The sequence below is a fragment of the Niabella sp. ZPM-14 genome, from assembly GCF_055693045.2.
In genome coordinates this window covers 1,952,359-1,965,216 of sequence record NZ_CM181148.1, presented here as the reverse complement: position 1 = coordinate 1,965,216, position 12,858 = coordinate 1,952,359, and the positions used below count along the sequence as shown (strand labels likewise).

Genomic DNA, 12,858 nt, shown 5'->3' with positions numbered 1-12,858 from the left:
TTTTGATCTGTTTCAACGTCCAACAAAAAAACTGTCATCAACAAATGGCTAAACCGTTTACTAAAACCTTAAACCTGGTCAATATCGTAAAGCAGTTATGGCCTTTTGTAAAGCCTTACCGGAAAATGGTTGCCGGCACTTTGACGCTGACGCTGATCGGTGCCCTGGCTGCTCAGGTGAATCCGCTCATCCTTAAATATACGGTGGATCATGTCGATGCACTGTTGCCCGCCGTCAATCCGATGAAAGAAGGAGCGAGGCTGCTGATTTTTATATCGGTAGTCTTATTAGCGAAAGAGGTGTTGAATGTGTTTATACAATTCGGGCAAAAATTTTACGGGGAAAAGATAAGGATCAATGTCAGCAATAGTCTTGCGCAGCAAGCCATTACGCGAATACTCACTTACCAGATGCGTTTCTTTACCGCTCCCGAAAATCAATCAGGAAAGCTGCAGACAAGGATCGATCGGGGTGTAGAAAGCCTAACAAGACTCGTTCAGAATTTTTTTATTGACATCCTTCCGTTGTTCTGCAATTCCATACTGGCCCTGGTGATCATGTTTATGGCGAACGTGTACGTGGGTCTCGTGGCTATCACCATCCTGCCGGCTTATTTCTACGTAAGCGCGCGACAGGCCAAAAAGTTACAGGGCGTCAGAAGGCAGCTGCGCAGAGGAAGAGAAAATAAAAGCAATGGACTGCTCAACCTGATTGAGTCCATGACGGTGATCAAAAGTTTTGTAAGAGAAGATGTGGAAGAGAGAAAGCAGCTGGTGATTCAACAACAATTGACCAACGATCAATTATACACCCGCAAAACCAATTTTACTTACGACGGGGTGAAGACTTTTGTGGAGCAGATAGGAGTGGTGCTGATCATTATTCTGACCACTTACCTGGTGCTCAATCATCAAATCAGCATCGGTGCGATCATGTTGCACATCATGCTATTCAACAACGTATCAGCGCCGATCCGCCAGCTTCACCGTATTTACGACGAGGTGAATGATGCCTTCATTTATGCTGAAGCATATTTCCAGATCATCGAAGACGACGGAAGTGTAGAGCAAGTGGGCACTCATCACGTGGCTGAATTGGAAGGCAACTTTGAAATGCGGGATGTGACCTTCACGTATCCCAATGGTACCAAGGCCTTGCACCACGTAAGTCTCAGGATCGAACGGGGAAAAACTACGGCACTCGTGGGCCTGAGTGGCGCCGGAAAAAGCACGATCCTGAATCTGCTCAACAAATTTTATGAGCCGGACAGTGGCGGGATATTATTAGATGGTCTTGATCTGAGGTCCTATAACAACAGTTCGCTGCGCAGCGATATTGGTTTGGTCCTTCAAAAAAATCACATTTTCAAAGGAACGATAGAAGAGAATATACGCTATGGAAAAATGGGTGCCTCTTCTGAAGAAGTAGTAGCGGCGGCAAGAAAAGCGTATCTGCATGATCAGATCATGGAGCTGCCTGATCAATATCAAAGCGATGCACAGTTGCTTAGCGGTGGCCAGCAACAACGGATTGCTATTGCAAGATTATTTTTGAAAGATCCGCCGATCATTTTTTTGGACGAACCTACTGCCAGCCTCGACGCTATTGCTGCCGAGCAGATCAAGAACAGCCTGGACGCTATTAAAGCCAACCGGACGGTCGTTATTATCTCGCACTCGATTTCGCAGATTGTAGATGCAGATGCCATCTACGTGCTAAAGCAAGGGCGCCTGGTGGAATCGGGCCGGCATGACGAGCTGATCAGGAAAGAGGGCGTATATAAGGAGATCTTCGATGCGTCTGCCAGGAGTTTAAATATCGAGAAAATTGCCAGGTACTATAATTGACTTTAATATTTGAATATCATTAACAGTTCTCAAGGCATAAAGGCCGTCATAAATGTGTATCACGTTGTAATGTGGTACAGCGTTTGACTATTCATCTGTTAAAGTAAAATTATGAAATGGTTATCAATGAAGGTTTTGTCACTGGTTGTTATAGTGGCGTTCCTGTTTGGACTCATGTCCTGTGCGCATCCTCATTATCATCGCGGGCCAGGTTATGGTCATAGCCGGCACCTTCCGCCCGGACAAGCTAAAAAATATTACGGAGCCCAGTCTGCAAAACACTTTGCGCCGGGCCAACAAAAGAAATACAGAAGAGGAAGGCGGTAAATTCTTTGTAACAATAACGCAGGATCCATTCATTCACCGGATATTTTTATATCCCTTGCATGAATGGATTTTTCTTTTTCCGCATCTCGTAAATGGTTTTCCCGATTTCGACAACGTTAATTTGAAGAGCCGTCTATTTTTGTGTTAACAAAAGCAATCGGGTTTCTCTGGCTTTTTATATCAGTACATACTGGTAGTTTTTGAGAGGATGCCCACCAACAAACAAGTATAGTTTTCCTTAAGCAGATAGTTTTCGAGAGTGCACCCTTTATTTCTATAAAGGGTGCTTTTTTTGCCTGTTGACTTTGATCGATAATCACTATTTACTATCAGCCATCATCTGCAAGCCTTGCCTATGGCACATCAATATATTTATGGATTTGCAAACTGAGTTCCCACTGAGGGTTTTGTTTGATATAATCTACAATAAGCGGTGTCATCGCCGCCGCCTTGCTCCATTCAGGTTGAAGATAGAGTTTGCATTCCGGTGACACTTGCCTGGCAAAGCTTTCGCCCCATTCAAAATCACTTTTGTTATAAACGATGACCTTTAATTCATTGGCCCGCGGTAATATTTCTGGCAAGGGCGCTTTAAATTTTTTCGGTGAAAGACAGATCCAGTCCCAATTTCCGCTTAGCGGCGAGGAGCCGGACGTTTCTATATTGGTAGCGATCCCTTCCTTTTGAATCGCGGTGGTCAATCCGTCCAGTTGATGCATCAGGGGCTCACCGCCTGTAATAACGGCCAGAGGCGTTCCTGATTCTTTGATCACGGAAACAATCTCGTTCACGGTCATCACCGGGTGTCCCTCGGGTGACCAGCTTTCTTTTACATCACACCAGACACAGCCTACATCACACCCGCCGAGCCGAACGAAGTAGGCGGCACGTCCCTGGTGATAGCCCTCGCCCTGGATGGTGTAAAAATGTTCCATCACGGGCAATGTGGATGATATTGTTGGCTTAAGATTGATCACTTTTGTATCTGGATCTTGTTTAGAGCGTAAAATCACTGCAATGTACAACCCATAGTGATCATGTGGTCACTATGGAAATGAAGTTGATCGTAATTAACAAAGGAACAGCCGCTAATCCTTCTCAACACAGGCTTTATACGTATTCTTCATCAGCGCTGCGATGGTCATGGGACCGACACCACCTGGTACGGGCGTGATAAAAGAACATTTAGGCGCTACTTTCTCGAAATCAACATCACCTACCAGTCTATAACCGGATTTTTTGGAGGCATCGGGTAGACGGGTAATGCCTACGTCTATAACCACTGCTCCTTCCTTCACCATTTCCGGTTTCAGGAACTCTGGTTTCCCAATCGCAGCGACCACCAGGTCTGCCTGACTGCAGATTTCTTCGAGACGCTCTGTTTTTGAGTGACATACGGTTACCGTGCAGTTGCCGGGATTCGCATTATTACTTAGCAGGATACTCATGGGGCGGCCGACGATATTGCTGCGACCTAATACTACCGCATGTTTTCCTTTGGTATTAATATTATTGTGTTCGAGCAGCAACATGATACCGTAAGGTGTAGCCGGAATGAAAGCCTCCGGTTCCCCCATGATCATGCGCCCGATATTTTCCGGATGGAATCCGTCTACATCCTTGGTGACTGCAATCGCTTCAATTACTTTCTTTTCCGAAATGTGGCCGGGCAACGGTAATTGCACCAGGATGCCGTCGACCGAGATATCTTCGTTAAGCTCCTGGATTTTATCCAGCAGTTTCATCTCGCTGATATCTTCTTCATACTCGATCATGGTTGAATTAAACCCGATATCGTTACAGGTTTTAACTTTCGAATTGACATATGTCTGACTGGCACCATCTGCCCCAACTAATATAGCGGCTAAATGTGGTACTTTCTTACCGGTTGCAGCACGTTGTGCCACATCGATTTTCAACGTGTTTAAAATAGCTTTGGCCGTTTTTTTTCCATCCAGTATTTGCATCGTGCAAAGATGCATAAGTTTTTTTAGAGGTCATAAAAAATAATCGCGAGCGAAATATCATGTTCAAGGTCAGTTTTCGCCGTTAATCCAGATCAATAAATGCAGGAAGGTCCCGGATTTCAAAGCGACTGTCATACAATTGATTACGCTTAAATTCCTGGAATAATTGCAGCGGCGTTGTGAAAATATTAACGCCAATGTGTTCTTTTTGTTAAGAAATCGAATAACTTTCCCCTTTAATTCTAAGAAAAAGTCCTTTTGCACCGTACGTCCGTATTCATTTTTTAATCCGGTTTAAAAACAAAAATTTTTAACAAAAAAGTTTTTTCATGAAGAAAATTCTATTGCTACTGGCAATGCTTGTCGCATGCCCGTTCCTGTCGTTTTCTCAAACGCCAACCATTGCGGGCCAGATCCTCGATGAAACTGCCGCTCCGGTGCCTTTTGCTACTGTTACTGAGAAAGGTACACAAAATGCCGTGTCGGCTGATGCCGAAGGGCGGTTCACGATCAAAGTGAACAGCAGCGCTACTCTTGTAGTGAGTGCCGCCGGCTTTACCGATCTGGAAGTCCTCGCCTCTAACGCGGCAACAGTCGTACTGAAGCGTGGAGAAGGAACGACGATTGACGAAGTCGTGGTTACTGCTCTGGGTATTTCCCGGGACAAGAAAGCGCTTGGTTATTCGTCGCAACAGATCGACGGCTCTGCAGTAAACTCCAGGCCTACAAACAACTTCTTAAACAACTTATCGGGCCGTGTGGCCGGTTTGGACATTAAGACCAACTCGAATTTTGGGGGCTCCACAAATATTGTGCTTCGCGGTACAAAGAGTATTTCTTACAACAACCAGGCGCTCATCGTGGTAGACGGGGTGCCGGTATCCAATAGTAACCTCAATACAGGCGATGCTGCCAGAGGGCGTGATGGTATTGACTTTGGTAACTCTGCATCTGATATCGATCCTAATAATATTGAGTCGATCAACGTGTTGAAAGGTGCCGCTGCCACTGCACTCTATGGTAGCCAGGCTTCTAACGGAGCCTTGTTGATCACTACGAAAAAAGGAAAGCTCAACAAATCTGTGGGTGTTACGCTTAATTCAACCGTATCAGTGGGAGGTATTGATAAAAGTACCTTTCCTACCTATCAAAAGCAATACGGACAAGGCTACGGGCCTGGCTTCGTAGAGCGGGACCTGGACGGTGATGGTGTCAACGAACTGATCGCTTCTACCGGTGACGATGCATCTTACGGTACAGCGTTCGATCCCAATTTGATGGTGTATCAATGGAACGCATTTGCACCCGGAAACCCGAACTTTGGCAAGGCAACGCCCTGGGTAGCAGCGGCTAATGATCCGTCTACTTTCTTCAAAAAAGCTTTTACTACTATTAACAGCGTGAACTTTAATGGAGGGGGAGAAAATACAACATACAATTTCACTTACACGAATCACTATGAAACAGGCGTTATGCCCAACAGCCGCCTGGCAAAAAATACTATTAACGGTAACTTTTCCCGGCAAATCGCTGACCGGTTCAAATCTTCAGCATTTGTAACATTTGTGGATCAGTCCACAATAGGTAGAAACAGTGTGGGTTACGGAGATAATATTCTTACCGGTTTCAGGCAGTGGTGGCCCGTTAATGTTGACATTAAAGAGCTGGAGCAGGAATATTTCAGAAATCATGAAAATGTGACCTGGAATATGGCGCGTCCATGGGAGGGTAACCTGGCGCCTGCCTTCTGGAATAATCCATACTGGGATCGCTATGAAAACTTTCCAACAGATGATCGCACAAGGATATTAACCGGCGCGAACCTGAGCTGGGACATCACCGATAACCTGAATGTGTTGGGTCGTGCTACGATCGACTACTCTAACAGCAAACAGGAGATCCGCAAAGCGATCGGTAGCCATTCTGAAGAATTTGGTGTTGCCCAATCCGCTGCAGGAGAAACCTCGGGCTATTGGTTGTTTACTAACAAATTCATTCAGCAAACCTATGACCTCATCGGTACCTACGATTGGAAGGTGAACAATGATTTTGCTGTGAATTTTCTGGCGGGTGGTACGTTCATCAAATCGCACCAGGAAGATTTTGAAGCCTCAACAACTGGTGGCCTGGTGATCCCTAAACTCTATACCTTAGGCAATTCAGTGGGATATTTCCCGCCCATACAAGGCGATATCACACTAGAAAAATCAGGTATCTATGCGCAGGCTTCAGCTGATTATAAAAGAACCTTGTTCCTGGAAGGAACGATCAGAAGGGATGAAACAACCGCCTTACCGAAGGACAACCGCGACTATGTGTATTACTCGTTAGGTTCCAGTTTTGTGTTTTCAGAATTGCTGAGAAAAAATGGCAACGCAGATTGGCTTAATTTTTCCAAAGTGCGTTTAAGTTACGCCGAAGTGGGTAACGATCTTCCTCCGGGCTTACCTGGCTTCAGGCGCAACAATGGTTTGATCGCAGGTTATCCGATGGCGTCCAACAGCAACACTTTCGTAGATTATGAAAGCCTTCGCCCCGAAAGACAAAAAAGCTGGGAGGTAGGTCTCGAGGCTTCTATGCTCGAAAAGCGGCTGACTGTCGATCTATCTTTATATAAGACCAATACAAAAGATCTGTTGTTCAACGTGCCTCAGTCGACAGCCACCGGTTACGCATTTTCGTTGGTGAATGCGGGCGAAACGGAGAATAAAGGGATTGAAGTAGCCTTGGGCGTGGTGCCCGTGCGCACACCGAATTTCGAGTGGAGCATGAATATTAACTGGGCTAAGAACAAGAATAAGGTAGTAGCTCTCAACGAAGGAAGAGAAAACCTCCAATTGGCAAATTTCCAGGTGACATCGCTGAATGCCACTGTTGGTCAGCCTTACGGGACTTTCCGGGGTATCGGATACCAGTTCTTAAACGGTCAGCCGGTGGTGGATGAAAATGGTATTTATATCAACGTTCAGGACCAGGTGCTGGGTAATATCCAACCAGATTGGATAGGCGGTGTGTATAACCGATTAAGCTACAAGAATCTGTCCTTTGGATTTTTGATAGACGTGAAAAGTGGCGGTGATCTCTTCTCGCTCGATCAGGCGTACGGCCAGTCGACAGGCTTATACCCGAACACAGCAGGTTTAAATGACCTGGGCAATCCGTTGCGAAACCCAATCGATGAAGGCGGCGGCGTCATCTTCCCCGGTGTGAAAGAAGACGGTACACCCAACGATATCCGGTTAGATGCAAGTGCATATGGAACATTAGGAGGTAATATTGACGTGTCTCCCGATCAGGCATTCATTTATGACGCTTCTTATGTCAAGCTGCGGGAGGCCAATATCTCTTATACATTGGGTGATAATATTTTTAAGAAAGGTGTTATTAAAGGTATCACCTTGGGGCTGGTGGGTAACAACCTTTGGATTATTCATAAGAATGTGCCCTTCGCAGATCCCGAAGCGGGTACTTCTTCAGGTAACATACAAGGTTATCAGAGTGGGGTAATGCCTACAACACGTGTGATATCATTTAATGCTAAGTTGAATTTTTAAATCAGTAAGCAATGCAATTAAGAAAATTTAAGATAACAGCCACCCTGGCTATTGTTTTTTCGATAATCATTTCGGGCTGTGTGAAAGACACCCCCGACTTCAATAATGACCATGGCAAACCGTACGAAGTGGCGCCTTCGCTGCTGCTGACCAACGCGCAACGGGAGCTGACGGACCAGATGACGACGCCGGATGTGAACCTGAACGTATTCAGGTTCTTCCAGCACTACTGGACGATGACCACCTATTTTAGCGATGCAAGATTCAATTTTTCCGGAACGAGGAGAGTGCCCGACAACCACTGGAATGCGCTGTATGGCGATGTGTTAAGCAACCTTGAGTCTGCCAAAGCAGCCGTAAATGTTGAAGCAAAGCCGGCTTCCGTACCGCAGGGTGAGTGGGACAAGCAACAGCAAAACAAAATAGCCATTCTCGATATCCTGCAGGTTTATGCTTATCAGATATTGGCCGATTCTTTTGGTGATATCCCTTATTCTGAATCCGTGACGCCGGAGAATGTATTGCCGAAATACGATGATGATGAGGCGGTATATGAAAGCCTGATCGAACGCTTAAATGCAGACTTATCCGCATTAGACGTATCGGCAGGTTCGTTCACCGAGGCTGAGGAATATTTATTGGGCGGCGACGTGGCAGCGTGGAAGCTCTTTGGAAATTCATTGAAATTAAAGATCGGAATCAATCTTTCCGACGTTAACAATGCCTTGGCAAAGACCACCGTAGAAAGTGCCGTGGCAGCTGGCGTGATCAAAGAGAATAGCAATAATGTTGAATTTACTTATACCATTGGGGCTCCTACATTCAACCCGATACATGCGAACGTGATCGCCAGCGGGCGTGATGATTATATCGTCGAAGAAACGATTGTAAACATGATGAACAGTTTGTCTGATCCCCGGCGGACGGTTTATTTCACCACCGTAAACGGACAATATAGAGGTGCCGAGCTGGGAGCGGCGAACCAGATGTATTCTGACTTTTCACATGTCGGGGAGCAATTGGTATTGCCTGAAGCGCCGGGCTATTTGTTCGATGCAGCGGAGGTTAACTTCTATCTGGCCGAAGCAGCAGCAAGAGGATTTTCCGTAGGTGGAAGCGCAGCATCTTACTACAACGCGGCCATTACCGCCTCCTTTAACCAATATGGTTTGGGATCGGCAGTTACCGCCTACCTGGCCAGGCCTGCCGTTGCTTATGCAACTGCGGCAGGCGATTGGAAGCAGAAGATTGGTCGGCAGGCTTACATCGCAATGTTTAACCGCGCTTTTGAATCGTGGAATTTTTACAGAAGATTAGATTACCCGGCTTTGACAGCACCGAATGCCGTACCTGCGGCGGAAGGGAAAGTTCCCGTGAGAATGACCTATCCGATCAATGAACAAACAGTGAACGGTGCCAATTGGAGAGCAGCGTCAGACGCCATAGGCGGCGATAATTTAACAACTAAAGTGTTTTGGGACGTGAATTAATTGAGCAGTCCTGGTGCAAGACGCATATAGGCCGGTTACACACCGGCCTATTTTTTTAGAAAAACTATGAAGGGAAGAACAACTCCATTTTTTAAATAATGACCTGAGATTACCTGTTTTTTTTCTAAAAATTAAAACAAAAGTCTCCTTTTTGTCAAATGATGTCTGTCTGCTATATGAATATTTGTTAACGATAGGCGATAATGATTAGAAAAAAGCAAAAAGCTAACATTCGTTTGATGTTGCAACGCTGTTATTGACGGCTATCAATATTTTTTTCCAGAATATGTTAGATTTTATCTTATTAAATGATTGATTATCAATTTTTTAATATTTTTCTACTATTTTAATAGAATAATAACTTTTAAAAAATTATTAAAAGTCAATGATCTTTTTGTTAAAAAAAATATAACTTGCCCTGTACGAAAACTCGGTTAATCCTTAAAAAGCTGACTGGCTTAATAGAATCAACCGCCCTTTTTTAACATTTTTAACAAAAAAGTTTTACATGAGAAAATTTCTATTGCTTCTGGCAATGAGTATGGCTTTTTCTGTTTGTGTATTCGCGCAAACTAAAACTATCACTGGCCATGTTTATGATGAAACCGGCAACGCAATTCCATTCGCTTCAGTTACCGAGAAAGGAACCAACAATGGGGTTTCTGCTGATGAGAGCGGCGACTTTAGTATTACAGTTGCCGAGAAAGCTACTTTGCTTATTACTGCTACCGGATTCGAAGATCAGGAGGTGACGCCTTCGGGTACCACTATCACAATCAACCTCAAGGGCGTGGGACGTACCATCGAGGAGGTGATTGTTACAGCTGGTGGTGTGAAAACGAAGAGAAAGGAAATAGGTACCGCTGCAACACAGGTAACAGGCGAAACGCTTACTAAAGGCAGGGCCATAAACGTTGCCAGCGGTCTCCAGGGAAAAGTGGCAGGTCTAATGATCAATGGTGTTGGCGGTGGCGTTAACCCTAATTATCGTTTGATCTTAAGAGGACAACGATCGTTAACCGGTAACAACCAGGCATTATTAGTATTGGATAATGTGATTGTGCCAAACGATGTTTTGGGCAACCTCAATCCAAATGATGTAGAAGATATAACTGTATTGAACGGTGCAGGTGCTGCCGCTCTTTATGGGTCTCAGGCGTCAAACGGTGCGGTGATTGTTACTACTAAAAAAGGTCGTAACGGACAAACTGCAGTTACTTTTTCTCATACAACCACATTAGAAAATGTTGCCTTTTATCCCAAGAATCAGAAATTATTTGGTGCAGGTGGTTCCAGCTACGGATACGACGAGTTCGGAAAAGTAACTTGGTCTTATATTGAAAACCAATCTTACGGTGATGCGTTCGATGGAAGCTACAGACCTTTAGGAGCTCCATTGGAAGACGGGCGTCAGGATTCAGCCTATTATTCTTATAATGACGGCTGGAAAGATTTTTGGCAAAACGGCGTCACCAATCAGGAAGATATATCTCTGACAACAGGTGATGACAAGTCTACCTTATACTTTTCTGGTCAATTTGCCAATGTAACTGGTACGACGCCCGGAGATAAATATAACAGGGCTAGTATGAGGTTAAACGGAACCCGTAAAATCGGCAATTCAATCTTGTTGACCTATAGCACTGGATACGTTCAAAATCGTTATGACATCACTACCCAGACCGCTTCGATGTACACTAACATGCTGAACATGCCTCAAAACGTTGATATTACTAAATACGCAAATTGGCGTACGGATGACTTTGCCAGTCCTATCGGCTTTTACAATCCCTGGTATTTAAACCCTTATTTCAGTGCAGATAACTATCGCTCAAAAACACGCAACGATTATTTGACTGGAAACGTGGAAATTAAATTTACCCCGATAAAAGGATTGGATATCGTTGGCCGTCAGGGTTTAGCGACGAGAAATTTTTCCAATAAAAACACGGTTGGTCAATACATTTACAGTGAATACTCTAAACATACTGAGTCTAGCCAGAAGGCAGACATTCCAGCAAGCGTGTCAGACGGAAGCGGCTTTACAACTCAGTTACTTACCGACTTATTTGCACAATACAACAATGCAAATCTTACCGAAGACTTTAGCTTGCGTGTTTTGGGCGGCGTACAGATAAGGCAAGATGAGCAGAAGTCTGTAGGTGTGAGTGCGTCCGGCCTGGTTGTGCCCGATCTGTTTAACGTTAGTAATGGGGTTGGTACTCCTGGCGCTAGCGAGGGCAACTACAAAGCCAGACAAGTTGGTGTGTACGCAGAGGCTAGAGTTGGCTATAAGAACTTTTTGTTCCTGCACGGTACGGCCAGACAAGATGCTGTGTCGATTTTAGATCCGGGCAATAATACTTTCTTTTATCCTTCGATAGATGCGTCGGTAATTTTAAGCGATGCCATTGATGTAATTAAAAACAGCAATGTTATCAGCTATCTGAAGGTACGCGGAGGCTGGGCTAAAGTGGGTCAGGTGAATTTACGTGGCCGGCCTTACGGAGCTTATTCTACGCTCCCTGTTTATAATCAGGCTTACGGGTACCCTTACGAAACCTCGCCTGGTTTTACGATCGGCAATCAACTGGTTGCTGAAGGACTACAGCCAGAGATTACTACAGGACCTGAATTTGGCTTTGATTTAAATTTATTCAGGGACCGATTCACTTCATCTGTTACTTATTACGCAACCAGAACCAATAATCAGACTATCAGCACAGGAGTTGCCGCGTCTTCCGGATTTACAGCCTTATTGACGAATGTGGGTGAGACAGAAAGTAAAGGATTAGAGGTGTCTGCTCACGTTACGCCGGTTAGAAACTCAGACTGGGATGTAACAGTAGGTGGTAACTATACTCGTCTTGATAATAATGTTCTTTCTATTACGGCAGATCTGCCTTCGCTTTCAATAGCAACTTACGGAAACGGTGCGGGCTCATATGCTATAGCCGGTATGCCCTTTCCTGTAATTCAGGGATTCGATTATGTAAGAGATGATCAAGGTCGTGTAATCGTTGATGCAATTACCGGTCTGCCCAAACGTACGGATGCCATCCAGGTATTAGGTAGTGCGGTATACAAACATCGGTTGGGTCTTGATGCTGCTGTTTCCTGGAGAAATCTATCATTCTCTGCTTTGATGGAATACAGGGGAGGAGCCGTTATGTATAATAACATGGGTGCTGAAATGGATTGGTCAGGAACAGGTATCAGAACAGCTACCTATAATCGTGAGCGATTTGTATTTCCTAATTCTGTTTATTGGGATGAAGCAACAGAGTCTTATGTGAAAAACACAAATATCACGGTGAAAGATGGTAACGGAAATGCTGGTTTCTGGACGGATGGTGTTAACAGAGATGTAAGCTCTAACTACGTAACATCTGCCGACTTCTGGAAATTAAGAGAAATGGCTATCAGCTATGAATTCCCCGACAGAATCCTCGGAGACAGAAAAATTGTTAAAGGTGTTCGGGTAAGCTTACAAGGCCGGAATCTGTTTATACTTTTACCGAAAGATAATATTTACACCGATCCGGAGTATAGTGATGCCGGGGCAGACAGCAATGGTATCGGTTTGACAGGTATCGGACAAACTCCTCCTTCAAGGTTTTACGGTGCAACTGTAACCTTTAAATTCTAGACATCATTCATTTCATTGAGCAGA

Annotated in this window: 7 protein-coding genes; 5 read left to right on the top strand and 2 right to left on the bottom strand. The window is 44.7% G+C overall.

What is annotated here, in order from left to right:
• Positions 1-44 precede the first annotated feature (44 nt).
• Together ACU37H_RS08360 and ACU37H_RS08355 are read left to right on the top strand one after the other, a co-directional pair.
• A complete protein-coding gene (locus ACU37H_RS08360) occupies positions 45-1,847 on the top strand; it encodes an ABC transporter ATP-binding protein (protein WP_472701981.1) in 1,803 nt (600 codons plus the stop codon).
• Positions 1,848-1,958: 111 nt separating this feature from the next.
• Complete coding sequence (locus ACU37H_RS08355; protein ID WP_472701982.1) at positions 1,959-2,174, top strand: hypothetical protein; 216 nt, start codon at positions 1,959-1,961, stop codon at positions 2,172-2,174.
• 353 nt (positions 2,175-2,527) lie between these two features.
• Here the strand turns inward: ACU37H_RS08355 and ACU37H_RS08350 are convergent, their stop codons facing one another.
• Both ACU37H_RS08350 and ACU37H_RS08345 read right to left on the bottom strand, forming a co-directional pair.
• Positions 2,528-3,109 carry a 7-carboxy-7-deazaguanine synthase QueE gene (locus ACU37H_RS08350; protein ID WP_472701983.1) on the bottom strand — a complete coding sequence of 194 codons (582 nt, stop codon included), beginning with the start codon at positions 3,107-3,109 and terminating at the stop codon, positions 2,528-2,530.
• Positions 3,110-3,262: 153 nt separating this feature from the next.
• On the bottom strand, positions 3,263-4,156 hold the full coding sequence (locus tag ACU37H_RS08345; protein WP_472701984.1) for a bifunctional 5,10-methylenetetrahydrofolate dehydrogenase/5,10-methenyltetrahydrofolate cyclohydrolase: 894 nt from the start codon (positions 4,154-4,156) through the stop codon (positions 3,263-3,265).
• Positions 4,157-4,470: 314 nt separating this feature from the next.
• Here ACU37H_RS08345 and ACU37H_RS08340 point away from each other — a divergent pair, with 314 nt between their 5' ends.
• From ACU37H_RS08340 to ACU37H_RS08330, 3 genes are all read left to right on the top strand, one after another.
• On the top strand, positions 4,471-7,695 hold the full coding sequence (locus tag ACU37H_RS08340) for a SusC/RagA family TonB-linked outer membrane protein (RefSeq protein WP_472701985.1): 3,225 nt from the start codon (positions 4,471-4,473) through the stop codon (positions 7,693-7,695).
• 11 nt (positions 7,696-7,706) lie between these two features.
• Positions 7,707-9,185 carry a SusD/RagB family nutrient-binding outer membrane lipoprotein gene (locus tag ACU37H_RS08335; RefSeq protein ID WP_472701986.1) on the top strand — a complete coding sequence of 493 codons (1,479 nt, stop codon included), beginning with the start codon at positions 7,707-7,709 and terminating at the stop codon, positions 9,183-9,185.
• A 508-nt stretch (positions 9,186-9,693) separates the two neighbouring features.
• Positions 9,694-12,834, top strand: a complete 3,141-nt coding sequence (locus ACU37H_RS08330) for a SusC/RagA family TonB-linked outer membrane protein (protein ID WP_472701987.1) — start codon at positions 9,694-9,696, stop codon at positions 12,832-12,834.
• Positions 12,835-12,858: the final 24 nt, after the last annotated feature.

Coding starts and splice junctions, on each gene's coding strand:
- ACU37H_RS08350 (WP_472701983.1), bottom strand. CDS start 3,109: ATGGAACATTTTTACACCATCCAGGGCGAGGGCTATCACCAGGGACGT.
- ACU37H_RS08345 (WP_472701984.1), bottom strand. CDS start 4,156: ATGCATCTTTGCACGATGCAAATACTGGATGGAAAAAAAACGGCCAAA.
- ACU37H_RS08330 (WP_472701987.1), top strand. CDS start 9,694: ATGAGAAAATTTCTATTGCTTCTGGCAATGAGTATGGCTTTTTCTGTT.
- ACU37H_RS08335 (WP_472701986.1), top strand. CDS start 7,707: ATGCAATTAAGAAAATTTAAGATAACAGCCACCCTGGCTATTGTTTTT.
- ACU37H_RS08340 (WP_472701985.1), top strand. CDS start 4,471: ATGAAGAAAATTCTATTGCTACTGGCAATGCTTGTCGCATGCCCGTTC.
- ACU37H_RS08360 (WP_472701981.1), top strand. CDS start 45: ATGGCTAAACCGTTTACTAAAACCTTAAACCTGGTCAATATCGTAAAG.
- ACU37H_RS08355 (WP_472701982.1), top strand. CDS start 1,959: ATGAAATGGTTATCAATGAAGGTTTTGTCACTGGTTGTTATAGTGGCG.